Annotated in this window: 23 protein-coding genes; 5 read left to right on the forward strand and 18 right to left on the reverse strand. The window is 62.1% G+C overall.

All coding sequences use genetic code 11. The features are described from left to right. Positions 1-69: 69 nt before the first annotated feature. Genes C2L64_RS14305 through C2L64_RS14315 form a run of 3 tightly spaced genes read right to left on the reverse strand, consistent with a single transcriptional unit; the run spans position 70 to position 4,552 of the window. The gene (locus C2L64_RS14305; protein WP_079486743.1) at positions 70-1,335 is read right to left on the reverse strand and encodes an ABC transporter substrate-binding protein; all 1,266 of its coding nucleotides are present in this window, start codon (positions 1,333-1,335) and stop codon (positions 70-72) included. Positions 1,336-1,393: 58 nt separating this feature from the next. Next, a complete protein-coding gene (locus C2L64_RS14310; RefSeq protein ID WP_090838330.1) occupies positions 1,394-3,385 on the reverse strand; it encodes a beta-galactosidase in 1,992 nt (663 codons plus the stop codon). 15 nt (positions 3,386-3,400) lie between these two features. Then, positions 3,401-4,552, reverse strand: coding sequence for an ABC transporter ATP-binding protein (locus tag C2L64_RS14315; RefSeq protein ID WP_007737741.1), 1,152 nt, complete (start codon positions 4,550-4,552; stop codon positions 3,401-3,403). 227 nt (positions 4,553-4,779) lie between these two features. On the opposite strand from C2L64_RS14315, the gene C2L64_RS14320 reads away from it, so the two are divergent. The 3 genes from C2L64_RS14320 (at position 4,780) to C2L64_RS14330 (ending at position 8,773) form a co-directional block, all read left to right on the forward strand. After that, the gene (locus tag C2L64_RS14320) at positions 4,780-5,808 is read left to right on the forward strand and encodes a LacI family DNA-binding transcriptional regulator (RefSeq protein ID WP_090838313.1); all 1,029 of its coding nucleotides are present in this window, start codon (positions 4,780-4,782) and stop codon (positions 5,806-5,808) included. A gap of 586 nt (positions 5,809-6,394) precedes the next feature. Beyond that, complete coding sequence (iscB, locus tag C2L64_RS14325; RefSeq protein ID WP_176133863.1) at positions 6,395-7,711, forward strand: RNA-guided endonuclease IscB; 1,317 nt, start codon at positions 6,395-6,397, stop codon at positions 7,709-7,711. Between the two features lie 66 nt (positions 7,712-7,777). Then, positions 7,778-8,773, forward strand: a complete 996-nt coding sequence (locus tag C2L64_RS14330; protein ID WP_007737742.1) for a MerR family transcriptional regulator — start codon at positions 7,778-7,780, stop codon at positions 8,771-8,773. A 46-nt stretch (positions 8,774-8,819) separates the two neighbouring features. On the opposite strand, the gene C2L64_RS14335 is transcribed toward C2L64_RS14330, so the two are convergent. From C2L64_RS14335 to C2L64_RS14345, 3 genes are all read right to left on the reverse strand, one after another. Continuing rightward, on the reverse strand, positions 8,820-9,779 hold the full coding sequence (locus C2L64_RS14335) for a sensor domain-containing diguanylate cyclase (RefSeq protein ID WP_090838311.1): 960 nt from the start codon (positions 9,777-9,779) through the stop codon (positions 8,820-8,822). Between the two features lie 166 nt (positions 9,780-9,945). Beyond that, complete coding sequence (locus tag C2L64_RS14340; RefSeq protein WP_090838308.1) at positions 9,946-11,547, reverse strand: hybrid sensor histidine kinase/response regulator; 1,602 nt, start codon at positions 11,545-11,547, stop codon at positions 9,946-9,948. Positions 11,548-11,843: 296 nt separating this feature from the next. Further along, positions 11,844-12,440, reverse strand: a complete 597-nt coding sequence (locus tag C2L64_RS14345) for a lipocalin family protein (protein ID WP_090838306.1) — start codon at positions 12,438-12,440, stop codon at positions 11,844-11,846. Between the two features lie 221 nt (positions 12,441-12,661). On the opposite strand from C2L64_RS14345, the gene C2L64_RS14350 reads away from it, so the two are divergent. Then, positions 12,662-13,657, forward strand: coding sequence for an aldo/keto reductase (locus C2L64_RS14350; protein ID WP_090838304.1), 996 nt, complete (start codon positions 12,662-12,664; stop codon positions 13,655-13,657). 14 nt (positions 13,658-13,671) lie between these two features. Here the strand turns inward: C2L64_RS14350 and C2L64_RS14355 are convergent, their stop codons facing one another. The 12 genes from C2L64_RS14355 to C2L64_RS54120 all read right to left on the reverse strand — a co-directional run bounded on the left by C2L64_RS14355 (position 13,672) and on the right by C2L64_RS54120 (position 26,375). Then, entirely contained in the window at positions 13,672-14,229 is a 558-nt protein-coding gene (locus tag C2L64_RS14355) for a YbhB/YbcL family Raf kinase inhibitor-like protein (RefSeq protein WP_090838302.1), read from the reverse strand. An 83-nt stretch (positions 14,230-14,312) separates the two neighbouring features. Beyond that, positions 14,313-14,900, reverse strand: a complete 588-nt coding sequence (locus C2L64_RS54860) for an RNA-guided endonuclease InsQ/TnpB family protein (RefSeq protein ID WP_244144575.1) — start codon at positions 14,898-14,900, stop codon at positions 14,313-14,315. Further along, the gene (locus C2L64_RS54865; protein ID WP_244144574.1) at positions 14,897-15,499 is read right to left on the reverse strand and encodes an RNA-guided endonuclease InsQ/TnpB family protein; all 603 of its coding nucleotides are present in this window, start codon (positions 15,497-15,499) and stop codon (positions 14,897-14,899) included. The genes C2L64_RS54860 and C2L64_RS54865 overlap by 4 nt, the downstream gene beginning before the upstream one ends. A gap of 23 nt (positions 15,500-15,522) precedes the next feature. After that, the gene (locus C2L64_RS14365) at positions 15,523-16,128 is read right to left on the reverse strand and encodes an IS607 family transposase (protein WP_090838300.1); all 606 of its coding nucleotides are present in this window, start codon (positions 16,126-16,128) and stop codon (positions 15,523-15,525) included. Between the two features lie 64 nt (positions 16,129-16,192). After that, the gene (locus tag C2L64_RS14370) at positions 16,193-17,002 is read right to left on the reverse strand and encodes an ROK family protein (protein ID WP_090838299.1); all 810 of its coding nucleotides are present in this window, start codon (positions 17,000-17,002) and stop codon (positions 16,193-16,195) included. A gap of 33 nt (positions 17,003-17,035) precedes the next feature. Next, a complete protein-coding gene (gene zwf / locus C2L64_RS14375) occupies positions 17,036-18,622 on the reverse strand; it encodes a glucose-6-phosphate dehydrogenase (RefSeq protein ID WP_090838297.1) in 1,587 nt (528 codons plus the stop codon). Between the two features lie 105 nt (positions 18,623-18,727). Next, entirely contained in the window at positions 18,728-21,460 is a 2,733-nt protein-coding gene (locus tag C2L64_RS14380; RefSeq protein WP_086919220.1) for an MGH1-like glycoside hydrolase domain-containing protein, read from the reverse strand. A gap of 34 nt (positions 21,461-21,494) precedes the next feature. Continuing rightward, positions 21,495-23,498, reverse strand: a complete 2,004-nt coding sequence (locus C2L64_RS14385; RefSeq protein ID WP_090838295.1) for an amylo-alpha-1,6-glucosidase — start codon at positions 23,496-23,498, stop codon at positions 21,495-21,497. Between the two features lie 79 nt (positions 23,499-23,577). Beyond that, positions 23,578-24,975 (reverse strand): ATP-binding protein, encoded by a 1,398-nt coding sequence (locus C2L64_RS14390; RefSeq protein WP_090838293.1) that lies wholly within the window; start codon positions 24,973-24,975, stop codon positions 23,578-23,580. Next, positions 24,972-25,685 (reverse strand): response regulator, encoded by a 714-nt coding sequence (locus C2L64_RS14395; protein ID WP_090838289.1) that lies wholly within the window; start codon positions 25,683-25,685, stop codon positions 24,972-24,974. The genes C2L64_RS14390 and C2L64_RS14395 overlap by 4 nt, the downstream gene beginning before the upstream one ends. A gap of 72 nt (positions 25,686-25,757) precedes the next feature. Continuing rightward, positions 25,758-26,051 (reverse strand): EF-hand domain-containing protein, encoded by a 294-nt coding sequence (locus C2L64_RS14400; protein ID WP_090838287.1) that lies wholly within the window; start codon positions 26,049-26,051, stop codon positions 25,758-25,760. 165 nt (positions 26,052-26,216) lie between these two features. After that, a complete protein-coding gene (locus tag C2L64_RS54120) occupies positions 26,217-26,375 on the reverse strand; it encodes a hypothetical protein (protein ID WP_167306733.1) in 159 nt (52 codons plus the stop codon). Here C2L64_RS54120 and C2L64_RS14405 point away from each other — a divergent pair, their 5' ends adjacent. After that, the gene (locus C2L64_RS14405) at positions 26,376-26,657 is read left to right on the forward strand and encodes a hypothetical protein (protein WP_007734772.1); all 282 of its coding nucleotides are present in this window, start codon (positions 26,376-26,378) and stop codon (positions 26,655-26,657) included. Positions 26,658-26,726: the final 69 nt, after the last annotated feature.

Raw genomic sequence — 26,726 nt, forward strand, 5'->3', positions numbered from 1 at the left:
TGCAACGAAATTGCTGCTTCGCGCCGGACGCGCATATCGATGCACGTCCGGCGCCACTGCCTTACATCCTTACTTCTTGTAGATGCGCTTGCGCGTCTGCTCGAGCTGCGCAAGGATCACATCGATCTTCGTCGGATCAGCGATGAACTGCTGCATGCCCTTCATCCCTTCGTCGGCCATTTCCTTCGTCATGTCGCGATCGTAGAACTGCGCAATGCCGCCCTTCGTGTTCGACAGAATCTGGAAGCCAATCTTCGAAATGGGATCTTCCGGCTCAGGCGACTTGCTGTTCGCCGACAGCGAGCCAAGACCCGTCGCGAGCTTAGCGCCCTGCTCCGGCGTCTCGACGAACGCGAGGAACGTGTGCGCGTCAGCCTTGTTCTTGGCCTTGGCCGGAATATGCAGCGATTCGACGGGACCATCTTCCGCTGTCGGCACGTTCGAATCGATGATCGGGAACTGGAAGTAGCTCATGTTCGGCTTCACGTTCGGCGGGAAACCGCCCGTGATGAACGTGCCCATCAGCATCATCGCGGCCTTGCCCTGGAACAGGAACGGTTGCGCCGCATCCAGATCGTACGAGAGCGAGTTGTCGATAAAGTCCTTGTCGTCGAGCAACTGCTTCCACGTCGTGTAGACCTTCTTCACACGCGGATCGGTGTACGGCACTTCGCCCGCCATCAGCTTCTGGTGGAACGCGTTGCCGTTGATGCGCAGGTCGAGATAATCGAACCAGCCCGCAAGCGTCCATGCATCGCGGCCGCCCACTGCAAACGGCGTAATGCCCGCCGCCTTCAGCTTCTTGCAGGCGTCCATCAACTGGTCCCACGTCTTCGGCTCGGATGCGATCCCCGCCTTCTGGAACAGGTCCTTGCGATAGAACAGGCCCCACGAGTAGTACACGGTCGGCGCCGCGTACTGCTTGCCGTTGTACGTCGACGATTCCTTCGTCGATGCATACATGCTGTCCCAGCCGTTCTTCTTCCAGTCACCGCTCAGGTCTTCAAACAGACCGCGCCGCGCGTAGTACGCCATGCGCTCGCCGTTGTGCCAGTTGACCACATCGGGCGCGACCGTCGACAGCCAGCCCGGCAACTGCACCTTGTACGCTTCCTCATCGACGAACGACGCCTTCACGTCGATGTCGGGATGCGCCTTCTTGAAGTCGTCGATCACCGATTGCCACACCGCGCGCTGGCTTGCGCCTTTGAACGCGATGTTGATCGTCATCGTGCCCGCTTCCGCCGTCGTCGCCGCGAACGGCGAAACGGCTGCGGCGACTGCGAGGGCGGCCGCTGCAATTGCGGTGCGTGCGTTGAATTTTCTTGCTGTCATCTTCCTGTCTCCTTGTGTCCTGGTTCTAACCTGCTGGGATCACTGCTACGTTGCGAAGTTATTCCGTACATTCAGTACGATAAGCCGCGACGCCTTGCGGCTCGACTTCATGCGCACCGATCACGAAACGCGATGCATCGATACCTTCGATCACGTGTCGCGCATTCGTATAGTTGAAAACATACGTAAGCTTGCCGCGCCGGCTGATACGCACGCTGTCGCCCAACGGCGTCGGCGTGAGACCCGCTTCCGTCGCGATGCGAGCAAACAGCGACTCCGTCAGGCGATCGTCGAACAGGCTCGCGAAGTAATGCACGGAACCGTGCTGCACATACGCGGGATGACCGTCGGCAAAACGCGCGCGCACACCGAAGCTGCGTTCGTCGGCGGCATCGATCAGATCGCGCCAGTGGCGCGCCTGACCTTCGCGCAGTCCATCGCCCGCGCCATTGACGTGCACCGGCTCAGTCACGTTCGGCCGCATCGATTCGACGCGCCATACGCGGATGGGCAGCAATGATGCGAGCGCGCCCGGCGGCAGGTTCGCGGGAATCTGCAGATCAGGCGTCTTCGAGCCGGTGCGCGGACCGAGCACGATCTGCGCGCCCGATGCGGCGAGCCGCACCGCGAAGTCGCCAGGCACGACGGGCAACGGCGGCACGACGATCATCGCGTAGCCGTCGAGCGGCGCATCGGCGGGAATCACATCGACGTCGAAGCCGAGCGAGCGCAGCGCTGAGTAGTACTCGAACGCGAAGCGCGGGTAATGAAAGTCCGCGCCCTGCGGATGAATTTCAAAGAGCCACTTGGCTTCGTAGTCGTAGATCAGCGCGACCTTGCTGCGCACATTCGCGTTCGCGTCGGCATCGGCTGCCGACACCTTTGCGATCTCGTGCGCAACCTGTTCCGCTTCGCTGCCGCCGATGTCGAGGCGATTGTCGGGCGTGTTCAGCCCCGCATGCATCTGTTCCTGCGCGAACGGCGCCTGACGCCATCTGAAGTACGACACGCAGCCCGCGCCGTGCGCGAACGCTTCCCAGCTCCACAGACGCACCATGCCCGGCAGCGGCGCGGGATTCCAGTGCGCCCAGTTCACGGGACCCGGTTGCTGCTCCATCACCCAGAACGGCAGCTTCGACATACCGCGATACACGTCATGGTTGAACGAAGCAAAGTCGGGATGCCCGGTCCGCAGGAACTTCGCCTTGATCTCCGGCGCGTACCACTGCTCTTCGAGCGCGCCGAGCGGATAGCTGTCCCACGTGGCCACGTCGAGATCGCGCGCGACCTTGTAGTGATCGAACTCGGTGAACAGTTGCATGAAGTTGTGCGCAACAGGCCGGCCCGGCGAATGCGCACGGATGATCTCGACCTGCATGCGGTTATAGCGCACGACTTCATCCGACGCGAACCGCCGGTAATCGAGCCGATGCGACGGATGCGCTTCCGTGACGGTGGCAACGGGCGCATCGATTTCGTCGAAACTGCGGTACTCCATGCTCCAGAACACGGTGCCCCACGCGCGGTTCAATGCGTCGACGTTCTGATAACGCTCCTTGAGCCACACGCGAAACCGCGCGACGGCAGCGAGCGAATAGCTGACCACCGTGTTGTGGCAGCCGAATTCGTTATCTGTCTGCCAGTAAGCGACGGCAGGATGCTTGCCGTAACGCTCCGCGACCGCCGTGCAGATCTTGCGCGACGCTTCGAAATACGACGGCGACGAGAAATCGTAATGACGGCGCGAGCCGAATGCGCGCGGACGTCCATCCGCGCCCACGGGCAGAATGTCGGGATGACGGTCGATCAGCCACTTCGGCGGCGTCGCCGTCGGCGTGCACATGACGACCTGCAAACCCGCGTCGCCGAGCACGTCGATCGCGCGATCAAGCCAGCCCCAATCGTATTCGCCCGGCGACGGCTCGATACGGCTCCATGCAAATTCCGCGATTCGCACCTGCTCGATGCCGAGCGCCTTCATACGGCGCGCGTCGTCTTTCCACATCGATTCCGGCCAGTGCTCCGGGTAGTAACAGACTCCAAGGCGCATGCGCATGTCCCTTATTTATGCGTAGTGTTCGACGGAGTTGAGCGCCTTCACGGCGAATCCGTCTTCAGTGAAAAGATGGCAGGCACGGGCGGGCGCGGCGAATACCACGCGCTCGCCCTGTTCGACGCGGGCGTTGCCCGGCACCTTCGCGATCAGCACGGCGCCGCCTGGCTGCTCCAGATGCACGTAGCTATGCTCGCCAAGATGCTCGATCAGCGAAATGGTGCGCGCGAGCGTTGCATCACGTCGTGATGCATCGTCCGTGACGAGTTCGAGATGTTCCGGGCGTACGCCGAGCGTCACGGGCTGCCCGCCTTGCAAGGTGCTGCCGTCGACTTCGACGCGCAGCGTTTCGTTGGTGTGGTCGAGCGTGACGTCGACGCCTTGCGCGTCGATCGCCGTGACTCTGCCAGGCAGGAAGTTCATGCGCGGCGAGCCGATGAAGCCCGCGACGAAGCGGCTGTTGGGCCGGTGATACAACTCCAGCGGCGCACCGATCTGCGCAATGCTGCCGTAGCGCTCCGTATCCTTGCCCGAATGCAGCAGCACGATCTTGTCGGCGAGCGTCATCGCTTCTGTCTGATCGTGCGTCACGTAGACGACGCTCGCGGTTGCGAACTGTTTGTGCAGACGCGCGATTTCGATTCGCGTCTGGCCGCGCAACGTCGCGTCGAGATTGGATAAGGGCTCGTCGAACAGAAACACGCCTGGCTCGCGCACGATCGCGCGGCCAATCGCGACACGCTGGCGCTGCCCACCCGACAATGCGCGCGGCTTGCGGTCGAGCAGCGCTTCAAGTTGCAGGATCCGTGCCGCTTCCTTCACCTTGCTGTCGATTTCCGCCTTCGGCTTCTTCGCGAGCTTGAGGCCGAAGGCCATGTTCTCGTAGACGCTCATGTGCGGAAACAGCGCGTAGCTCTGGAACACCATCGCGACGCCGCGTTCGGCTGCGGCCACGTCATTGACGATGCGACCGCCGATCGACAGGTCGCCGTCCGTCACGTCTTCAAGACCCGCGATCATGCGCAGCAACGTGGACTTGCCGCAGCCCGACGGGCCGAGGAACACACAAAACTCGTTTTCGCCGATCTCCAGATCGACGTTGCGGATCACGGGCGCGTTGTCTCCATACGCCTTCTGCACGCCCTTCAACGAAATGCTCGCCATCGCTTCGACTCCGTGATTTAATCAGCCCGAAGCGGAGATTAAGCGCTTAATCTGAATGGCCGAAAAAACGACCGCATTGCGATCGCTGGCCCTTCTGAAGGCCATTTGTTGGCCGTGTAAGGCTGTCTCCGATAATTCGTTCTGTCGTTTTGCGCATGGTGCCCCGCCTTCGTAGCCAATGCAAATGATGAACGCCAGTCCCACATATTGAATAAGCGTTGCGAAACATGTCCACCTTGAGCGAAGTCGCGCGGCGCGCCGGCGTCACGTCGGCCACCGTTTCGAACGTGCTGCGCAATCGCGGGCGCGTCGGCGAACAGACGCGTCAGCGTGTGCTCGAAGCCGTCGAAGCGCTCAACTACCGTCCGCACCTTGCGGCACGCGCCCTCGCCGAAGGCCGTGCGCCGACCATTGCGCTGATGGTCTCGAGCATCGCGAACCCGTTCTACCCGGAGTTTGCGCTGGCCGTCGAGCGCGCGGCGCGCACCAGCGGCCACTTCGTCATCATCTGCAACACCAATGAAGATCCGCACGCGGGCCGCGCGTATCTGGAGCAGATTGCGGGCACGCTCTCCGAAGGCGTGCTGGTGATGAACGCCAATCTCGACTTCGACGATCTGCGCAAAACGGAAGCGCGCGGCGCACCCGTGGTGCTGTGCATGTGGGAACGTCCCGACGATCCACCCGGCCTGCCGTGCGTCGCCGTCGATTTCCGTCTTGCGGGCCAGCTTGCCGCGAAACATCTGATCGAGCTTGGGCACACGCGCATCGGTGCGGTTGTCGGCAGCAAGCCTTCGGGTATTCACGCATCGCGCTATGAAGGCTTCGTCGATGCGATGCGCGAGGCCGGCCTCAAAGTGCCCTCGAAAAACGTGCGTTACGCACCCGATACGACGGAGGGCGGTTATGCCGCAGCGCGCCATCTGCTGGAGCACGACACGAAACTGACCGCCATCTTCGCGACCAACGACCTGCCCGCGCTCGGCACGATCCACGCGGCGGCCGATCTCGGGCGCGACGTGCCGCGCGATCTCTCCGTGGTCGGCATCACCGATATTCAGCTTGCGCAGCAATCGCGCCCGCCGCTCACAACCGTCGCGGTGCCCACCGTCGAAGCTGCCGAGCTTGCCGTGTCGTTGCTGCGCGAGCTGATCGAGCGGCCAGCGGGCAAGCATGGCGCGCACCAGAAAGCGCCGCGCGTGTGCGTGACGTCGGCGCCGCAGCTGATCGTGCGCGGTTCCACACGCCGACGCTGACTCATACCTGCGCCGAAGCTGAGGCTTTCCTCATATATCACACGATCAGGCATGACAGGTCTCGCACCACTCGATCCTGGTCAAAATCAGTACAAACGACAGTTTGTGTAACGCGGCGCATTGGCGCGACAGAATGAGGACAAGAACCCGCAAAAGCTTGCGTGTCAAAGGCCTGCATTGCGCAGAGCGTTTGTCTATGCGGCTTTGCGTCATTGTTGAATAAAAAAATCCGCCTCAAATCATCGTCGCGCTTGTTAGACTCGAATCGACTTCCCCGAGGGTTTTCGATTCGTCAACTACCCCATCCTGAAGGGTGGAGCTTGAGACTGTCACTCAGGCTCGGGTTGACCAGACCCGGTGCCGTAAGGCACTACGTTGCACAGAAGACGGCAGACCCACCCTGGCATGCTTCCTCAGTGCCAAGCTCTGGAAGGAATGGTTGCAGACACGCGATCGGGTAAGCACGAAACGGATCATTCCCGTCAGCCAGCGCGCTGACACCTGCTGTGCAACATCGTCGAGGGGAGACTTCCCGTAAGGGAAGCGTCACAAGGCCCGTAAGGGCACCGTTGTTGAAGGAGTCGCCGTGGCTGTGTTTGTGCTGGATCGACGAGGCAAACCGCTCATGCCGTGCAATGAAAAGCGCGCGAGACTGTTGCTTGCCCGTGGCCGCGCCCGCGTGCATCGCGTCATGCCGTTTGTTATCCGCCTTGTGGATCGTCAAATCGGGGTCTGCTCGTTCCAGCCGCTGCGCCTCAAGCTCGATCCCGGTAGCAGAGTCACCGGCATGGCGCTTGTGCGCGAGACCGATGACGCCATCGCTGTGCTCAACCTGTTCGAGCTGGTTCACCGTGGCCGCCAGATTGGCGAGGCGCTGACAGCACGGCGGGCATGTCGTCGCCGTCGTCGCACCAACCTGCGCTACCGCACCCCGCGTTTCCTCAATCGTACGAGGCCGTCCGGCTGGCTTCCGCCGAGCCTCATGCATCGCGTTCACATTACAATCGCATGGGTGAATCGCATGCGCCGCTGGGCACCCGTCACAGCGCTCTCTTCGGAGCAGGTCCGCTTTGACATGCAGGCGCTCGCCAATCCTGAGATCTCGGGCGTCATGTATCAGCAGGGCACGCTCGCGGGCTACGAAGTGCGCGAATATCTGCTCGGGAAGTGGAGCCGTACCTGCATCTACTGTGATGCCACGGATCGCCCGCTCCAGGTCGAGCACCTTACAGCCAGGGCGCGCAATGGCAGTAACCGCATCGGCAATCTGGGGCTCGCGTGTGGCGAATGCAACCAGGACAAGGGCGCGCTCGACGTGCGTGAGTACGTCAAGGATCCGAAGCGCCTTGCGCGCATTCTTGCCACCGCCTCGCGTCCGTTGAACGACGCTGCGGCCGTTAATGCGACGCGCCGGGCGCTCTCGAGTGCACTGCGGACCACCGGCCTGCCGCTCGAACTCGCCTCAGGTGGACAAACGAAATTCAATAGGGTCACGCATAACATTCCGAAAACCCATGCCCTCGATGCGGTATGTGTCGGCGAGGTCGCCGCGCTGCGCGGCTGGCAGCGGCCGTCGCTGACCATCAGGGCGACGGGGCGCGGCAGCTACCAGCGTACGCGGTTGACGCGCCACGGCTTCCCTCGTGGCTATCTGATGCGGCAAAAGCAAGTGCAAGGGTTCCAGACCGGCGACCACGTGCGCGCCGACGTACCGCACGGCAAAAAAGCTGGTGTTCATACCGGTCGCGTTGCGGTGCGCGCGACGGGCTCGTTCAATATCCAGACAGCCATGACTGTCGTTCAGGGCATCAGCCATCGCTACTGCAAGCTTGTCCAGCGTGGTGACGGCTATGCGTACTCCCTTCAACCCAACGACAGCTTCCGGCAAGACGGCGGGGGGTGATGGGCATGCTTCGCACGTCGCGCCATCCCTCGCCGGCATGAATGCCGGGGTTTCTCGCCGAGTCTCATGAACAACACCGTGGATGATCCAGAAGTCGTACCGCGCTATCGCATCGGCGCCGTCGCTCGCATGGCGAATCTCCCTGTCGGCACGCTGCGCATCTGGGAGCGCCGCTATGGCGTGGTCGCGCCGCCCACCACGCAGTCCGGCCATCGCCTCTACAGCGAAGCCGACGTGCGACGCGTCGCGATGATCAAGGGGCTCGTCGATCGCGGCTATTCGATCGGCTCAATCGCCACCTTGCAGACGGGCGAACTCGAACGGCTCGCGTTCATGCATGTCGACAAGACGCCTGTGTCGCCGCTCACGGAGGGGCGGCCGGGCTTGCGGCTGCGCATCGTAGGCACGGCGCTCGCGCAGACCATCCGCCAGCATCTGCACGCGATGCAGGCCGAGCTCGCGAGTGAGCCGAAAGTCTTCGAGAACATGACGGCCGCGTTCACCGAGCGCATGAACCAGCCGGCAGATGTGTTGATCATTCATCTGCCGTCGCTGCATGCGGACGATGTGGAGCGCGTGCTCGCGCTGAGTGCGTCGACTCACGCAGAGAACATCGTCGTGGTGTATTCGTTCGCAGCCGCCAACACGATCAATCTGCTGGAGCGCGTCGGCGTGCGCACGATACGCGAGCCGCTCGATCAGGCATCGATCGCGCATATGATGAGCGACATCCAGCGCAAGACGGGACAAGCGGCCACGCAGCCCGACATGCGCGAGCCCGCGCCGCAGCGGCACTACTCCGACGAAACCTTGATGGCGATGGCGCATGCGTCGACCACCGTCGCGTGCGAATGCCCGAAGCACCTCGCGAGCATCATCATGCAGCTGAGCGCATTCGAGCAGTACAGCGTCAGCTGCGCGTCGCGCACGCCCGCCGATGCGCTGCTACATGTGTATCTGGCGAACATCTCGGGCCGTGCGCGCGCGATGTTCGAGCATGCACTGCTGCGGCTCGAACGCGAGGAACGTTGGGCACTGGAAAAATCGCTGACAGCGCGCTGATACAACAGAAGCGGCTACGCTAAACGTTTGCGCAACCGCCCAGACTTCAGCGTTGCGAGCGCTTGTTCGCGTACATCGCACCGTCGGCTTGCGCGAGCAGGTCGTCGATACTCTGCGGGCTGTCCGGCGCATACGTCGCCGTGCCAACGCTGCAATGCAATTGATAAGGCGTTTGCGCGGACTGGTTGTGGACATCCAGTTGATGTCTGAGACGCGCAATGGTCTGCGTCGTCCCTTCTTCATCCGAGTCGCTCAGCAACACGACGAACTCGTCGCCGCCTAACCGGCCGATCACATCGCTGTCGCGCAATGCCGTTTGCAATACCGTTGCAAATGCAATCAACGCGCGGTCGCCTTCCGCGTGACCGTACACGTCGTTGATATTCTTGAAGCCGTTCAGGTCGAAGAACAGCAGTGACGCGGGCTTTTGCGCGCGCTTGCAGAGCCTGATTGCATGCTGCGCGAGTGCCTCGAAGCCGCGGCGATTCGACAGGCCTGTCAGTTCATCCGTGGTCGCAAGCTGCACGGCGGAGATTTCCTGCTCGGCCATGCGCGCAAGATCGCGCAACAGCACGCGCTCTTCGTCATCCAATGCGCGTGGCTTCACGTCGATCAGACATAGCGTGCCGAGCCGGCTGCCGTTGTCGACGGTGAGCGGATAGCCCGCGTAGAAGCGGATATTCGGATCGCCCGTGACAAGCGGATTGTCGGAGAAGCGCACATCGAGCAACGCGTCGTTCACGAGGAACAGCTCGTCGTCGAGAATCGCGTGGCCGCAGAAAGACACATCGCGCGATGTTTCCGAAGCGTCGATGCCGGGATGCGACTTGAACCACTGGCGGTGGCTGTCGACCAGCGTCACGGCCGCAATGGGCACGCCGAACAAACGTCGCGCGAGGCGCGTGAGACGGTCGAACCGTTCTTCCGGCGCAGTATCGAGTATGTGAAGCGAACGCAACGTCTCCACCCGTTCGCTTTCGTTATGTGGCATTGATGGTCGCAGCATTCGAGATTCGGATTAAATGCGAACACGCGATACTCCTTTAGCACCGCGCGATCCGCCGCAGGTTGAACGGAACCGGGTACAAATTCTATCCGCAGCCTGCGGTAAATGAAACGATTACGCCCTGCTCAGTTGGCTCAAATGCACGCGTAATTGCCCTGGCTGAAAGCTAACCGACACCTGTCGGCCCGTTCAACACGATGCGAACCTTGCGCGCCAGTTCCACGCGCCGATAGGGCTTGTGAATCATGTCGAACTCGCTGCCGTTCGCATCGGTCCGCTCGAGCGACGCATCGGCATAGCCTGTCGTCAGCAGCACCTTGATCTTCGGTTGCAGGCGCCGCGCCTCGCGCGCGAGCATCACGCCGTTCATGGTTCCCGGCATGATGAGGTCGGTGAACAGCAGGTCGACAGCCGTGCCGTCCTGCAAAATATCCATCGCCTCTTTCGTGTTCAGCACGACGCGCGTGCGATAGCCGATCTGCTCGAGCATCGCCTGCGCGACTTCCGCCACTTCGACGCGGTCGTCGACGATCAGGATCGTTTCGTTACCCGCCTTTTCGATCGCCTTCGGTGCGGACGGACGACGCTGCACATTGCCTTCCACAGCCGGGAAATAAAGCCGCAACGTGGTGCCGATGCCCGGTTCCGAATACAGGTTCACAGCGCCGCCCGACTGCTTCGCGAAGCCATATACCATCGACAACCCGAGGCCCGTACCCTTGCCTTCGTCCTTCGTCGTGAAGAACGGGTCCATCACCCTGTCGAGAATCTCAGGCGGGATGCCGCAGCCGTTGTCGGAGATCGCAATGCTCACGTAGCGGCCGGTCCGCAGGTCGGCGAATCCGACCATTGCCTGCTGCTCCAGTTCGACCGTCTCCGTGCGCACTGTCACCACACCGTCGCGCTGGCTTGCCAGCGCGTCGCGTGCATTGAGCAGCACGTTGAGCAATGCGACTTCGAGCTGGGTCGAATCGACACGGCAATTGCCGAGGCCATCCTCATATTCGGTCTTCAGCGAAACGTTCTCGCCAAGCGTGCGCCGCGCGAGTTCGACCATGCTGTCCGCCAGCGTGTTCAGATTGACTGGGCGCCCCACCAGTTTCTGCTTGCGCGCAAACGCAAGCAGCTGTTGTGTCAGCGTCGTGGCTTTGGCGACCGCGCCGCGTATGCGATCGAGGCTTTGCGCCATCACCGGACCTTGCGCATTGCCTTCAATGCCCATTTGCAGCACGTCGACATAACCGGCCATCACCTGCAGCAGATTGTTGAAGTCGTGCGCAATGCCGCCCGTCAGTTGCCCGAGCGCCTCCATCTTCTGCGCCTGATGCAGCGCGTCCTCTGCATCGCGGCGGCGGCTCACGTCCAGTTGCGAGCCGAAGAAATACACCAGTTCGCCCTGCTCGTTGAAGACGGGCGAAATGAAGAGCGCGTTCCAGAACGTCGAGCCGTCCTTGCGATAGTTGAGAATCTCCGTCGCGATCTCGCGGCGATGCGCGACGGCGTCCCGCACTTCGTCGATGGTTGCGCGATCCGTTTCCGGCCCCTGCAGAAAGCGGCAGTTGGTGCCGATGATCTCCGGCAGCTCATAGCCCGTCATGCGCAGGAACGCATGGTTCGCGAAGATCACGGGGTTGTCGGGCAGGTTCGGATCGGTGACAACCATTGGCATGCGTGTCGTCGACACGGCGGCGAAGAATATATCGTCCTGATGGTCAGTGATCTGATGCGCGCCGCTTCGAATGGTGGTGAGTGTACGGTTGATATCCATGGCATTTGACGCAATAAGGTGCGACAGCCACGGTTGTTTCGCTCGACACTTTACGTGGGCAGTCACATTCCGGTTTTGAGAAGTCGCATCGGTCAGCGCAGAGCGATGCGCAATTGCGTGGCGTCCGTCAATGCGAAATTCATGCCGACACGAAAATGCGGCAGTAATTGCGCAAAAGTTCACGAATAGAAGGGAAGAGTTACCGCGCAAAGCCGCCATGCGTCACTGGAAATGCCGGATAAGCGATGCGTGATTTCGCAAAAGGAAAGGCGACTAGAAAAATTTTCAAACGATCTTTACTGCTGCGTCCGGCGCAGCATCGACACGTCATAGCCTAATGCGCGAACGCGTTCCAGCAGCGCGCGTTGCAGTTCGACTGCGGGTTTCGCTTCACGCGTGAGTATCCACAGATAGGTGCCGCTCGGTTCGCCGACGATCGACCAGTCATAGTCGTCGGCGTGGTCGAGCACCCAGTAGTCGCCGACGTAGAACGGCCCGAAGAACGATACTTTCAGTTTTGCATTGTCCGACCCGGGGACCACACGCGCCTTGCCACGCGCGACGCGCCGCAGTCCATCTGCACCGCCCTCGCGACCCGTGTTGAGCACGCTAATCAAGCCGTCGTCGCGCTTCGCGTAGTCCGCCGTGACGAAATCGCGGCCTCGCTCGAAATGATTGTCGTAGCGCGCGAACTCGTACCAGCGCCCCGCATAGCGGTCCACATCAACGCTCTTTGCCGGCTCGGGCACGTGCACATTGCCCTTCTTTCTTCTAATGACAATCGCGCATGCAACCAGCAAACCCACTGCGACAACCGCCGCGCCGGCAATGACAGCGCGCGCATGAGAACTGCTGTGCTCGATCTCCTGACTGACGTTATGTTCGACACTCATCGGTATCAACCTCCCGGATATGAAACCTCGACCCGACGACAAAGCCGTTTAGACCTTACGCGTCTGAAAAGTTTTCCTGCAAAGCGCAATACGGTGTCAGCGCAATGAATGCTTGACGGCAGCGCAGCAACGCGGATTCGCAATAGCCGCTATGCTCTCTCTTCTGCATTTCCATCCCGCTGCACTCAACCTCTTATAGTTTCCTTCTCGCGGAGTCGAACATGCAATACCGCAAATTCGGCCATACTGGTCTTACTGTCTCGCGTTTGTGTCTCGGTACGATGACTTTCGGCTTGCAAACCGAAGAAGACGTGTCGCATGGCATTCTCGACAAGGCGACAGACGCCGGTGTGAATTTCATCGATACGGCCGATGTCTATCCGCTAGGCGGCGACGAAAACCTTGCGGGACGCACCGAGGAAATCATCGGACGCTGGCTCAAGGGCAAGCGCGACCGCTTCATTCTCGCGACTAAAGCGGTCGGCAAGGTCGGTCCGCACGCCTGGAATCAGGGCGCGTCGCGCAAGCATCTGCTCGACGCCATCGACGATTCGCTGCGCCGCCTGAACACCGATTACGTCGATCTGTACCAACTGCATTCCGACGACCGCGACACGCCGCTCGACGAAACACTCGAAGCGCTCGACGTGATCGTGCGCTCGGGCAAGGCGCGCTATATCGGCGTCTCGAACTATCTGGCGTACCGGCTCGCGCGCATGCTCGGACGCTCCGACGTATTGCGTACCGCGCGATTCGTGTCCGTGCAGCCGCGCTACAACCTGCTGTTCCGTCAGATCGAACGCGAATTGCTGCCGCTCGCTGACGAAGAAGGCCTGGCCGTGATTCCCTATAACCCGCTTGCGGGCGGCCTGCTGACGGGCAAGCATCGACACGACGCGAAGCCCGCGGACGGACGCTTCACGGAGACAGTCGGCAAGGCAGGTGAGATGTACTCGGAGCGCTACTGGCACGAGCGCGAATTCAAGACCATCGAGACACTGCGCGAGATCAACGCGAAAACGGGCGAGCCGATGACGAAGACGGCGATTGCATGGGTGCTCGCGAATCCCACCATCACGTCGGCGATCATCGGCGCGAGCCGTGTCGAGCAGTTGAACGACTCGCTCGCCGCTGTCGACCTCGTGCTCGACCCCGAGATCAAGAAGCAGCTCGACGAAGCGACCGTCGAATACCGCTGGGGCGATGCGCCGCGCTGAGCGTTAATGCTGCACTAGCGTCCGTAGCGCAGCACGGTGCTGCTCGCGGCCAGCACGTGATTCGTAACGGCCGCGAGAAACGCGTCGTGATTGAGATTAGGCGGGAGCGCATCGGGCGCGAGATCGAGCGCGTAGACCTGCAACACGTAGTGATGCGGCACGTCGCCGATGGGCGGGCAAGGTCCGTAATAACCGGGCTGCCCGGTGCGATTGATGCCGCTCACGCTGCCTGCGGGGGCCGACGCGCCATGCGGCATCGCGTTCATCGACGCGGGTATCGCGTACAGCACCCAATGAATCACGCCAATGCCCTTGGCGCCGTCGGGATCGAAGAGCGTCACCGCGAAGCTACGTGTGCCGGATGGCGTGTTGCGCCATTGCACGGCGGGCGACTGGTTGCCGCCGCCGCAATTGTTCGCGCTGGCTGCATGGCTCGAATCGATGGTGCCGCCGTCGGGCGTGCCCGGCGAGATCACTTCGAAGGCGTCGGCCGCCACGGCGTGCGCGAAGCCTGACGAGAGCGCCATACATAGCGCAATGGCTGCGAGCCGGGTGTTAGAGATAGTTTTCATTGGACGGCTCCGTCGAATGGGATGCGCTCACGCGTTCATGAGCGCATCGGAGGAAACGAACGGCCATGCCCGTTTATTCCGCTCTAAGTAGTCTGCACATTGCTGTGCAAACCTGACTTTTTCTGCTTCACAGAGGCCGGTTTCACGGTTGCCGAAGCACCCGCCAGAGCCTTCCTCTCCACAGACTGCTGCGCCAAAGCTTGGCGCCGAATGTTGATGGCCGCGTTCAAATCGCGGTCCATCTTTAGCCCGCAGCCGCATTCGATAACGCGCTCACCCAAGGTGATTGCATGGATTGCGCCGCATGCCGAGCACGTCTTGCTGCTTGGATAGAAGCGGTCCACCACAATCACCTGTGCGCGGGTCATGGCGGCTTTGTATTCGAGTTGACGACGAAACTCGAAGAACCCTGCATCGGCGATGGCGCGTGCGAGCTTGCCGTTCTTCAGCATGCCCGATACGTTCAGGTCCTCGATACCGATAGTCGAGTAGTTCGTTGCGAGATTCGCCGTTAGTTTGTGCATAGCATCCTTACGGACGTTCGCGATACGCAGGTGCAGCCTGGCGAGCTTGGTTTTCGCTTTGGCCCGGTTTGCACTTCCCTTCTGTTTGCGCGACAGCGAGCGCGACAGGCGCACGATGCGCTTGTGCTCGGCGCGGTGCGGCTTCAACGCAGGAGCGCCGCCGCCGTCGCTGAATGTCGCCAGCGTGTCTTTATGCCAAGATCAACGCCGACAGCGCCACGGTCCTCTGCGGCCTTCAGGCGCCCCTCTGTCTCCACCGACAGAGCCACATACCAACCATCGGCCATGCGGCTCACGGTCGCGCCCAGCACGCGCCCGGCGAAGCGCAATTCCTCACGCATGCGAACAACGCCGCAGCGCGGAAGCTTCACGGTCCTTCCGAGTACCTGCACGGCATGGCTAGACGCATTCACGGGGCCATTATCGGCGCGGAATGAATCGCGGATGCCCTTGCGCTTAAAGCGCGGATATCCCGGCTTTCTGCCGAGCTTCACGCGACGAAAGAAGTGGTCGAACGCGAGCCCGACATTCTTGATTGCGACCTGCGGCGCGCACTTCGTTACCTCTGCCATCCACGGGAATTCGACGGCCTTGATGGAGTTCAATTGCTTGCGAAGCGCGGCCTCGTTCGGCTTGCCACCTTCCTTGTGCTGGCGCGTCCATTCCGCCAACGCCCAGTTATAGGCGAAGCGAGCCACGCCGCACGCGCGGGCGAAATACTTCGCTTGCTCTGTGGTCGGGTCCAAGCGGATTTTGTGGACGCGGACAATCACCTGACAGCTTCCTTCAGCGCGTCGATAAGCTGCCTGTTCTTTTTGCTACGCGAGCCGTACAGCCGCGCGGAGAACACCGTAATGATTTCGAGCACGTCTTTCGCGAGTTCTTCCTCGAACGAAGGTTGCTCACCCTTGTGAATGATGACGATTTCGATGTTCTGCGCCGCGCACATGGCGAACACCAACTCGGAGCCGAAGCGCAGGAGGCGGTCTTTGTGCGTGATTACGAGCCGCTTCATCTGCTTGCGCAGAATCATTTCGAGCAGACGATCGAGACCTTTCTTGTGGTAGTTCATGCCACTGCCAAGGTCTTTGATGACTTCGCAGCGCCAGCCTTTAGCCGCGCAGTAGCTTTCCAGCATCGCGTGCTGACGCTCAAGGTCGTCCTTCTGGTCGTGCGAAGAAACACGGGCGTAGCAGACTGTCGGCGCGTCCTCGTTGCCGATGCCGAGCAGGTCCGACACGGCGTAATAGCGCGTGCCCCCAGCAGTCTTACGCGCAGGCAGTAGTTCGCCGGTCTCCTCCCACTTACGCAGGGTGGAGACCGCGACGCCGAGCATCGTTGCCGCTTCGCCAATCTTCACAAGCCTCTTTTCCATAAGGAAAGATTAGGGCAGATTTTGGCAGAAAATTCAACTCAGTTGTTCGCCCCCGCCCGCTCTTTCAACGGAACACGCCCGACTCCTGATTCGCTTCCGGCAACTGCCGCGTCTCCCGCACCGACTTCGGATGCCAGAGCCTCGCGCCGCCTTCGATGCCCGCCGCGTTCGATACGACGGTCGCATTCGACGGCAACTCGAACGTCAGACGCTCCGCATTGCCGCCGCCGATCCACAGCTTGTCGTAGTTGACGAGCGAAGCGAGGATGGCGATCACCTTCTCCACACGCCGGTTCCAGCGCTTGTTGCCCACCTTCTCGCGCGCCGCATTGCCGATGTACTCGTCATACGTGCGGTCCTTGCTGACGGGATGATGCGCGAGTTCGAGATGCGGCATCAGTTCGCCGTCGCGAAAGAGCGCGGTGCCCGCGCCCGTGCCCAGCGTCAGCACGAATTCGATGCCGTGCCCTTCGATCGCGGCGAAGCCCTGCATCTCGGCGTCGTTGATCATGCGAACGGGCAAGCCGCCGGCGCGCGCCGCCAGTTGTTCCGCGAGCGCGAAGCCGCGCCAGCTCGCATCGCCGATATTCGGTGCCGTCAGCACGTGGTTGTCCCGCACGACGCCCGGAAAGCCGATCGACATCAAGGTTGGATGCTGCGCATCGACGAGCGGCTGCACGAGCGTCGCGAGCGCATCGACGAGTTGCTCAGGCGTGCAGGGATGCGGTGTCGCGACGCGCACGCGTTCGCTTTTCATGTCGCCGTCCGCGTCGATGACGGCCGCCTTCAACCCCGTGCCGCCGACGTCGATGGCGAGTATCCGTTCACCGTCGCTTTTGGTGTTTCGTCGCGTCTGTACTTTAGCTTTAGCCAAATCGTCCCCCTTTCGTTCGTCGTTGTGACAGGACTACTCTTTGCTCTGCAATGAACGCCACGCGCGGCCATCGCGCGCGAGCAGTTCATCGGCTTGCGCCGGCCCGCTGCTGCCCGCCGGATAACCATGCACGGGCAGCGCGCCGCCTTCGGGATGCAGCACGCGATCGACCGCGCACCAGCCCGACTCGATGCTGTCGGCGCGCTGGAACAGTGTCTCGTCGCCGAGCATGCAGTCGTAGAGCAGCGTTTCATAGCCGACGTTCGCGCGTTCGTCGAAGTAGTCGTTGTAGTTGAACGCCGAGCGCACCGCGCCGATCTGCATCGCCGGTCCGGGCACCTTCGCGTTGAAGTCGAAGCGCGTGCCATGTGCGGGATCGATACGCAGCGTGAATACGTTCGGCGTCAGCGCTTCGACGGGCGTGTCACGGAACATCAGAAACGGCACGCGCTTGAGTTGCACGGCGATCTCGGTGCGGCGCGCGGCCATGCGCTTGCCCGTGCGCAGATAGAACGGCACGCCCGCCCAGCGCCAGTTGTCGATGAACACGCGCGCGGCCGCATAGGTTTCCGTCGTGCTGTCGCGCGCGACGTCGGGTTCGTCGCGATAGCCGACGCCCGCATCGCCCTTTTCATACTGGCCGAGCACGACGTCGTCGCGCTTCAGCGGCTCGATGGCGGCGAAGAGTTCGGCTTTCTTGTCGCGCACGGCTTCCGCATCGAATGAATTGGGTGGCTCCAGCGCAACCATTGCGAGCAATTGGAACAGATGGTTCGGCAGCATGTCGCGGAATGCGCCCGTCTGCTCGTAGAACTTGCCGCGCCCTTCGACGCCAAGCGTCTCGGCCGCCGTGATCTGCACGTTGTCGATGTACTCGCGCCGCCACACGGGCTCGAACATCGCATTCGCGAAACGCACGGCAAGGATGCTCTGCACGGTGTCCTTGCCGAGAAAGTGATCGATGCGATAGACCTGCGATTCGTTTGCGTAACCCAGTATGTGCGCATTGAGATCGCGCGCGGACGCGAGGTCCGTGCCGAACGGCTTTTCAATCACGAGACGCCGGAAGCTCCCTTTGCGCTGCGCGTCTTCTTTCAGCAAGCCAAGCTTGCCGAGACGTTCGACGATCGGCCTGAAAAAGCCGGCGCCCACCGCGAGGTAGAAGATCGCATTGCCGTGCGGCGTTTTCTCGATGCGCTGCTTGAGCGCTTCGAATGCATCGTCGGTTTCGAATTCGCCCGCCATGTATTCCATGCGCGATGAAAGCCACTTCCAGGCTTTCTCGTCGACCTTGCCGGTATGCGCTTCACTAGCCTTGTTGGCGGCAAACTGCTCCAGCGACTTGCCGAGATCGCCGAGCCATTCCTTCGTTTCGCGCTCGCCGTGATTGACGCCGATGATGTGCATGCCGTCGTCGAGCAGGCCATCGACGGTCAGGTTGTACAGCGACGGCGTCAACAAACGTTTAGTCAGATCGCCGCCCGCGCCGAAGATGACCAGCGTGCACGGCGGCGAAGGCCGTTTGCCTGCGGGACCCGCGGCGGCTGCATGCGGCCCTGCGCCGATCTTGCAGCTTGCTGACGAGGTAGTCGATGAAGCGTCGTTTGCGTCATTGGACATGGCAGTCTTTCCATGAATGAGCCATACGAGTGGCGATATCTGAAAGACCCGCCGCCATGCCGCACAGTTCAATCGAACCGCTGCAATAGCTGCGGGCAGCGCGGTCTATTTCACGGAAGCCGCCACTTCGGCATCCTGCGCCTCGCCCGTTTCAGGCACGAAGCCTGAGCTTGCAAGTTCGCGCGGCTGCAGCAGCAACGCGACGAGACCCGACCATCCCGTCTGATGCGACGCGCCCACGCCGCGTCCGTTATCGCCGTGAAAGTATTCGTGAAAGAGCACGAGATCCTGTGAGCGCGGGTCCGCCTGCAACAGCGGATACGCAGCCATCACAGGTCGCTCGTTGTTCTTGTCCTTGAGGAAAAGTGTGGTCGTGCGTTGTGCGAGTGCGTCGGCGATTTCGGACAATGAAAGCTGGTTGCCCGAGCCCGTCGGATACTCGACGCGAAAATCGTCGCCGTAATAGCGATGAAACTCATACAGCGACTCGATCAGCAGATAGTTGACGGGCATCCACACCGGCCCGCGCCAGTTCGAATTGCCGCCGAACACGCGCGAATCCGATTCGGCGGGCAAGTACTTCACGCAGAAGCTCTGGCCGTTGTGCTGATAGACGTAAGGTTGATCGCGATGCACACGCGACAGCGCGCGCACTCCGTGATCGGACAGGAACTCGGCTTCGTCGAGCGCGCGCCTGAGCAGCGCTTTCATCCGATGGCCGCGCAACAACGAAAGCAGCAGGCTATTGCCGCGCCCCGGCTCGTTCCAGCGCGACACCAGCCGCGCGAGATCGGGCTTGTTGCGCAGGAACCAGACAAGGCGGTCGCGCAGACCCGGCAGCGAGCCATGCAGACGCTCTTCGAGCACATGCACGGCGATCAGCGGAATCAGGCCGACAATCGAGCGCACGCGCATCGGCACATTGGAGCCGTCAGGCAAGCGCAGCTTGTCATAGAAGAATTCGTCCTCGCTGTCCCACAGGCCCGTATCGCAGTTGTCTTCGCAACTGACGGCCTGCGCGATATACAGGAAGTGCTCGAAGAACTTCACGCCGATATCGACGAACACGTGATTCGCAAACGCGAGTTCGAGCGCGATGCGCATCAGGTCCAGCGCATACGCGGCCATCCACGCGGTGCCGTCTGCCTGATCGATATGGCCGCCCGTCGGCAACGGCGATGAGCGGTCGAAAATGCCGACGTTGTCGAGCCCAAGAAAACCGCCCTGGAAGATATTGCGGCCGTCGGCATCCTTGCGGTTCACCCACCACGCGAAGTTGAGCAGCAGTTTGTGAAAGACCAGTTCGAGAAAATCGCGGTCGCCCTTGCCCATCAACGCGCGATCGATTTCATAGACACGCCACGCGGCCCATGCGTGCACGGGCGGGTTCGCATCGCTGAACGCCCATTCGTACGCGGGGATCTGCCCGTTCGGGTGCATGTAGCGATCCTTCACGAGCAGCAACAACTGGCGCTTCGCAAACGCGGGATCGATCAACGCGAACGCGGCGGCATGAAACGCGAGGTCCCATGACGCGTACCACGGGTACTCCCACTTGTCGGGCATCGACACGATGTCCGCGTTGCACAAATGCCGCCAGTCGCGATTGCGTCCCTGTTTGCGCGATGCGGGCGGCGTCGGCTGCGAGGGGTCGCCGTCCATCCAGCGCTCGACGTCGAACTGGTAATACTGCTTCGACCACAGCATGCCCGCCAGCGCCTGGCGCTGCACGAGCCGCTCGTCCGCGCCGTCGATATGGTGCTGCAACGCCGCATAGAACCCATCGGCTTCGGCGATGCGCTGCGCGAACAGTTGCTCGGCATCGAGCGGCGTTTCATCGGGGCAAAACTCGGGACGCCAGCGCAGATAGACGACGGCCGTCCCATGCGGCGGCAGATTCAGCGGCACGTGCGCGGCCGCTTTGGTGCCCGCGTCGCGCCGGATCGCGTCGGCGTCGCCATGCACGAGGTAGTCGTTGAAGCCGTCCTTGAACGGACCTTCGGCCTCCATGTTGAAATGGCGCCGGACGTTCGTATCGTTCTCGCAGAACAGCCACTCGAAGACCGTCGTATCGGGCGACCATGCCGTCACCACCATCGGCTCGTGACCAGGATGCGTGCCGAGCAGGCGCGTGACGCCGTGCACTGTCTCCTTTATGAGCTTCGGGCGCTCGTCCGACTCCTTCCACGACCACTTGTTGCGCGCCCAGATTTGCGGCAGCAGATCGAGACTGGCGGATTCGTCCCCGCGGTTTTCGACGGTGACGCGCATCACGATGTCTTCGGGCGTGTTCTTTGCGTATTCGACGGTCACGTCGAAATAGCGCAGGTCGTCGAAGACACCTGTGTCGAGTACTTCATATTCCGGCAGGTCCGCACCGCGCCGCCGGTTCTCTTCGACGAGATCCTGATACGGAAACGCGCCATGCGGGTACTTGTACAGCATCCGCATATACGAATGCGTCGGCGTGCCGTCGAGATAGAAATACAGTTCCTTGACGTCCTCGCCGTGATTGCCTTCCTGGTTCGTGAGGCCGAACAGGCGTTCCTTGAGAATGGGATCGGCGCGGTTCCACATGGCGATCGACACACACCAGTTCAATGTGTCGTCGCCGAAACCCGCAATGCCGTCCTCGCCCCAGCGGTAGGCGCGGCTGCGTGCGTGATCGTGCGGGAAATAATCCCATGCGGTGCCGTTCGGGCTGTAGTCTTCGCGCACCGTGCCCCACTGACGCTCGCTCAGATACGGACCCCAGCGCTGCCATCGCGCGCACTCGCTGGAGTGCAGACGTATTCCTTCGACGGTCGCAAGCAGGTTTCCGGCGCGCAGCGGAGGCATGGCAGCGTCCTCGTCTCTCGTGTGACGGTGGGTGTCACATCGTAGCGCGGTTTGGGGTGTTCGCGTCGGGGAGGTTGGCATGGACGCTTTCGCCCAGCAAAACACCCATACGCAACCGTTCCCCCAGCGACCACGCCTGAAACGGCGTGCCGCCCGGCGTGTGCGGCGCATCGCCGTCCGCGACTTCTGAAATGTGATCGAGGCCCGCGCGATCCAGATGCGCGTCGAGCGGAGCGAGAAAGCGCGCGCGTGCTGCGCTGCGGGCTGCCTCGTCGGGACGTTGCACGCGCAGCCATGCTTCGACGAATGGCCCGAGCAGCCACGGCCACACTGTTCCCTGGTGATACGCGCCGTCACGTTCGAGCGGCGCGCCCGCATAGCGCCCGCGATAGCCGGGAGCTTCCGGCGACAACGTGCGCAAACCCAGAGGCGTCAGCAGGTGCGCTTCCACCTGCGCAACGACGGCGCGCGCCGTGTCGCCTTCGACCAGCGCAAACGGCAAGCCGCCTGCCGCGAAAATCTGATTGGGCCGGATCGATCGATCAATCGTTCCAGGCAAGTGGTCGACATCGACGTTATCGAACAACGCGCCTGTTTGCGGATCGACGAAGCGCTGCGCAAACGAAGCCTCCACACGGTCGGCAGCTTCGTTCCAGCGCGTGTTCCACTGTGCTGCAATGCGCAATGCGTTGAACCACAACGCCTGCACTTCGACGGGTTTGCCGATGCGCGGCGTCACGACCCAGTCGCCGACCTTCGCATCCATCCACGTGAGCTGCACGCCAGGCACGCCTGCACGCAGCAGGCCATCGTCGTCGGCTTGGATGCCGTAGCGCGTGCCCTGTGTGTAGCCGGCCAGAATCGTATCGACGGCTGCGTGCAGGCGCTCGCGCGTCGCGTCTGACGCATGCTCCGTCGCCAGATAGTCGTGCACGGCGATCGCGAACCACAGCGATGCATCGACCGAGTTGTATTCCGGCTCGTCGCCGTAATCGGGAAAGCGGTTCGGACACATGCCTTGCGAAATCGTCCCCGCCCATGCGAGCAGGATCGACTCGGCTTCCGCGAGTCGCCCCGTAGCGATCAGCAGACCGCGCATCGCGATGAAGGTATCGCGGCCCCAGTCGGTGAACCAGGGAAAGCCGGCGACGATCGTGCGGCCCGCCGAGCGCGCGACGACGTAGGCATCGGCGGAACGATGCAGGCGCGAAGCGAAAGCAGCGCGACGGTTCGTTTCGGTCTCGGCAAGCGTGTTCGCCAGTTCAATCGCGGTGGCTTGCGTAACAGGCGGCGACTGGCTCGACACGTCCGCGCTCAATATCATCACGGCCGCATGCGAACGAAGATCGAACGTGAAGACGCCGGGCGTCGCGAGGTCTTCGGTGAAATCGAGGCCGCGCTCACGTTCGCGTACGTAGCAGAAGTTGCGATACCAGTCGGGCGCGTGTTCGTACGCGCCGTTCGTGACGACGCGAATCGCCGGCAGATCGTGATACGGCTGCCACTGCACACGTTCGCCATTGACGGAAGCGGAAAAATCGAACGCGCCGGTCTCGTGATGCAACGCGTGATAATCGCGGCCCGACAGCAACGGACGAACATGCAGTGTGATTGCGTCATCGCGGCGCGCGTCCCCATCGAATGCCACGCGCCAGCGCAGCATCGTTTCGCAAGTCGCTTTTGCGACGAACGTTTCCGCGATCACACACGTCTGCGCATCGATGCGGAAGCGCCATGTCGGCCACGGCGTCGTGTCGAACCCGATCAGACCCGCAGCAATGTCGGGATAAACGATATCTGGCGCGTAACGCTGCATCGACAGCGGATAGCGCACGCCCTTCGTCTCGATCCAAGCCTCGATCCCATTCACAAGCACGATACGGCCCGCTGGCGCGCGCGTCGCCGTCAGCAGCAGCGCTTGATAGCGGCGCGTGCGCAGCATGCCGACCGTGCCCGACGCAAAGCCGCCAAAGCCGTCGGCCTCGAGCCATTCGTCTTTTAGACGTTTAATATCGAAAGGAGATTCGACGTGTGTCATCGCTATAGCCGCCGTGCGTCGGCGACGGGATCAAGTCAGCCGACAGATTAGCCGCTCGCACATGAAATGTCTTGGGCGTTCAGCTGGCCGACTGCGCAGTCGACTGCTCGCCCACACCTGTTGCGCTGGAATCGCGCTGAATCGGCAGCACGGCCCACACTTCCAGGCCGCCACCCTCACGCGCATGAAACTCCAGCGCGCCGCCATGCAGCCGCGCAATGCGTTCGACGATCGCCAGCCCCAGCCCCGTGCCGCCCGTTTTGCCATGCGCGTTCTTGCCGCGCTGGAACGGCGCCTTGAGCCGTTCGAGTTCTTCCGCGCTCAAGCCTTTGCCGCGATCGGCGACGGCCACATAAATCGCCTGCGCATCCATCCACGTCCGCACCGCGAGACCCGTTTGTCCGTAGACCACGGCGTTCTGCATCAGGTTCATCACGAGCCGCATCATCGTGATGGGCCGGAACGCGTGCTCAGGCAGCTCGCCCAGTTGCAGGTCGAACTCGTGCCCAAGGCCCGCGAAGTCGGCGGCAAGCTGGCTGATCAGCGCGTTCAGATCGCCCGATTGCGGCGTCTCGCGCTCGCCGCTGCCCGCATAGTCCATGAACTGCTGAAGAATCGTATCAATCTGATCCAGATACGATTCCGCCGCGCCAACGAAGGCTTCGTCGCCGTTCGTGTCGTTCGCCATGGCCATCGCAAGGCGCAGCTTGGTCAGCGGCGTGCGGATGTCGTGCGAAATGCCCGCGAGCATCAGCGCGCGCGTCGCTTCCGCCTGCTGCAACGCCTGCGTCATCTGGTTGAACGCGCCGCTCACCTGGGCGATTTCCGTCGGACCATCGACAGGTAACGGCGGCGGCACTTCGCCCGCGCTCACGCGGCGCGCCGCTTGCGCAAGCTCCCGCAATGGACGGTTCAGATGCGCCTGCAGCGCGAAGCCCGTCAACGCGGCGAGCATTGCGAGTCCGATCGACAGCAGCACCGCCGTCAGCATGCCGCCGCCCTGCGCTTCTTCCGGCACCTGCAAGCCGATCCAGTATGGCGTGCCCGCCACATGCATGCGGATCCACATGCGCGGATGCGGCGCGCCTTGCCAGCGCACTTCGGTGCCCGCAGGCAAATAGCGGTGCAGCGTATCGAGGAACGTCGCCAGCTGATAGGTCCGGTAGAACGCAAGCAACCGCACACGCGGCTCGGACACAGCTTCCGCTGGCGGTTCGCTGCGCGCATCGAGCCGCGCGACGAGCGTGTCGCGCGCGTCTTCGGGCGACGCGGCCAGCGCATTGTCCAGCGTCTTGATGTACGTGCCGAACACGGCCGCGGCGCGTTCGACGCGCGGCTTTTGCACGTAATGAATCAGCACGCTCAGCGAGCACACCTGAGTGAACGCAACGAGCACGATCAGCAGCGCGATGTTGCGCGCGAGCACGCTGCGCGGCAGCAAGCGGGACATGAAGCGCCGGAACAGGCGCGCGCTCATGCGTCGACGTCGGCGGCGAGCATATAGCCGACGCCCCACACAGTCTTGATGTAACGCGGCTTCGACGGATCGCTTTCGATCGCCTGGCGCAGACGCAGAATCTGCACGTCGATACTGCGGTCGAGCGCATCGTGGTCGCGTCCTCTTGCGCGTGCGATCAGATTGTCGCGGCTCACCGCGCGGTTCGGCGACGCGGCGAGCGCCGTCAGCAGCAGCATCTGCGCCGAATGCAGTTCGAGAAGAGTGTCCTGTTTGTAGAGGCACTGCTTGGCGACATCGAGCCGGAACTCCCCGAAGCGCAGCGTCTGCGTGGTGACGGTCGGATCGTTCGAGGCGATTTTCTGGCGGCGCAGCAGCGCATTGATGCGCGCCACCAGTTCGCGCGGCAGGAATGGCTTGGCAAGGTAATCGTCGGCGCCCGTTTCGAGGCCGATCACGCGATCGAGCGGATCACCCTTGGCCGTGAGCATCAGAATGGGCAGCGTGTGCCCTTCCGCCCGCAGTTTCGCGCAGATCTGCAGGCCGTCTTCTTCGCCGATCATCAGATCGAGCACCAGCAGGTCATACGGCTCGCGCTGCAAATAGCGCTCGAGCCGCTTGCTGTTTTCCACCGCGCGGACTTCGAAACCATGTCCGCTCAGAAAGCGCTGCAGCATATTGCGGAGTTCCGCTTCGTCGTCGAGCACGATGATGCGGGCGGGTCGGTCCATGCAAGGCTCCTTCGTCGCTTATGGTTTCATTCGTCTTGCAACAGTTTAGCTTCATGCCGACCCGCTTTTCCGTCAGTGCGATCCCGCGTGCTGCGCCATGAACTGCTCGATCTGCGCGAGCGTCACGTAGCCCTGCTTCTGCGTGTCGATCTCGTTGAAATGCTGCGCCACGCGTGGCATGCCCGTCTGCGCCTGGGCAAGCGTCAACTTGCCGTCGTGCGTCGTGTTGGCGGCGGCAAAGCGCTCCTGCAACTGCTGCATCACGCGCTCCATGCGCGGCGATCCTGCCATCGGTTGCGGCGCCGTCTGGGCCATCACGCCCGTCGATGCAATGCACAAAGCCAGAATAGCGATCAACTTCTTCATTTCCCATCTCCATCATCGGTTCATTCAACTTCTTCGCTACGTCGTGTTGCGATTCGTCGTTGGCGAAGCGAATTCTGGTTGTCCAGGACGCGCAAGGCAATTTCAAACTTATGTCGATCCATGTCATGTCAGCGCCACGCATCTTCACGCACGATGCAACGCGTATTACGCAGCAGACGCTTCAAACATGGGCGTGCTTTTTCCGACATCGAATGAAACAAGTAATCGCTGCCCTTCACCGAAGGCGTTGCGTATCGTTTGCACGTCGGCGGCCTCATCAGCATTTCGCATCGCATCCGCCGACGTCCGCTTCGGGAGTTTCATGTGAACATTCGCTCTGCTTATACGTCCGCGATCGCCGCCATGGGCATCGCCTGCTCGACGAGCGCCTATGCCGGCACCGTCTTCATTCATGCGGCCTATGTGCCCGCCGCCGTCTATGCACCGGCGCGCACGCTCTATTACGTGCCGCCGCAACCGCCTGCCGTGGTGCCCATCGTGCCGGCGGCGCCAGTCGTGCCCTACGTTGCCGTCGTGCCGCCACCCGCGCCCGCGATACGGCTGCCCTATGCGACGATTCCCGTGCCGGTCGTCATCATCCGCTGACCGCATTCACGCCGCGATTCACTTGATCTTTGCAGAGGCGAGGCCAACAATGAAAGCCTCTTTCGTCGT

The organism is Paraburkholderia hospita, from assembly GCF_002902965.1.
Classification (GTDB): Bacteria; Pseudomonadota; Gammaproteobacteria; order Burkholderiales; family Burkholderiaceae; genus Paraburkholderia; species Paraburkholderia hospita.

Excerpts from the sequence above, each read along its gene's own strand:
- C2L64_RS14305 (WP_079486743.1), bottom strand. The coding sequence starts at position 1,335 with ATGACAGCAAGAAAATTCAACGCACGCACCGCAATTGCAGCGGCCGCC.
- C2L64_RS14310 (WP_090838330.1), bottom strand. The coding sequence starts at position 3,385 with ATGCGCCTTGGAGTCTGTTACTACCCGGAGCACTGGCCGGAATCGATG.
- C2L64_RS14315 (WP_007737741.1), bottom strand. The coding sequence starts at position 4,552 with ATGGCGAGCATTTCGTTGAAGGGCGTGCAGAAGGCGTATGGAGACAAC.
- C2L64_RS14320 (WP_090838313.1), top strand. The coding sequence starts at position 4,780 with ATGTCCACCTTGAGCGAAGTCGCGCGGCGCGCCGGCGTCACGTCGGCC.
- C2L64_RS14330 (WP_007737742.1), top strand. The coding sequence starts at position 7,778 with ATGAACAACACCGTGGATGATCCAGAAGTCGTACCGCGCTATCGCATC.
- C2L64_RS14335 (WP_090838311.1), bottom strand. The coding sequence starts at position 9,779 with ATGCTGCGACCATCAATGCCACATAACGAAAGCGAACGGGTGGAGACG.
- C2L64_RS14340 (WP_090838308.1), bottom strand. The coding sequence starts at position 11,547 with ATGGATATCAACCGTACACTCACCACCATTCGAAGCGGCGCGCATCAG.
- C2L64_RS14345 (WP_090838306.1), bottom strand. The coding sequence starts at position 12,440 with ATGAGTGTCGAACATAACGTCAGTCAGGAGATCGAGCACAGCAGTTCT.
- C2L64_RS14350 (WP_090838304.1), top strand. The coding sequence starts at position 12,662 with ATGCAATACCGCAAATTCGGCCATACTGGTCTTACTGTCTCGCGTTTG.
- C2L64_RS14355 (WP_090838302.1), bottom strand. The coding sequence starts at position 14,229 with ATGAAAACTATCTCTAACACCCGGCTCGCAGCCATTGCGCTATGTATG.
- C2L64_RS14365 (WP_090838300.1), bottom strand. The coding sequence starts at position 16,128 with ATGGAAAAGAGGCTTGTGAAGATTGGCGAAGCGGCAACGATGCTCGGC.
- zwf (WP_090838297.1), bottom strand. The coding sequence starts at position 18,622 with ATGTCCAATGACGCAAACGACGCTTCATCGACTACCTCGTCAGCAAGC.
- C2L64_RS14380 (WP_086919220.1), bottom strand. The coding sequence starts at position 21,460 with ATGCCTCCGCTGCGCGCCGGAAACCTGCTTGCGACCGTCGAAGGAATA.
- C2L64_RS14385 (WP_090838295.1), bottom strand. The coding sequence starts at position 23,498 with ATGACACACGTCGAATCTCCTTTCGATATTAAACGTCTAAAAGACGAA.
- C2L64_RS14390 (WP_090838293.1), bottom strand. The coding sequence starts at position 24,975 with ATGAGCGCGCGCCTGTTCCGGCGCTTCATGTCCCGCTTGCTGCCGCGC.
- C2L64_RS14395 (WP_090838289.1), bottom strand. The coding sequence starts at position 25,685 with ATGGACCGACCCGCCCGCATCATCGTGCTCGACGACGAAGCGGAACTC.
- C2L64_RS14400 (WP_090838287.1), bottom strand. The coding sequence starts at position 26,051 with ATGAAGAAGTTGATCGCTATTCTGGCTTTGTGCATTGCATCGACGGGC.
- C2L64_RS54120 (WP_167306733.1), bottom strand. The coding sequence starts at position 26,375 with ATGAAACTCCCGAAGCGGACGTCGGCGGATGCGATGCGAAATGCTGAT.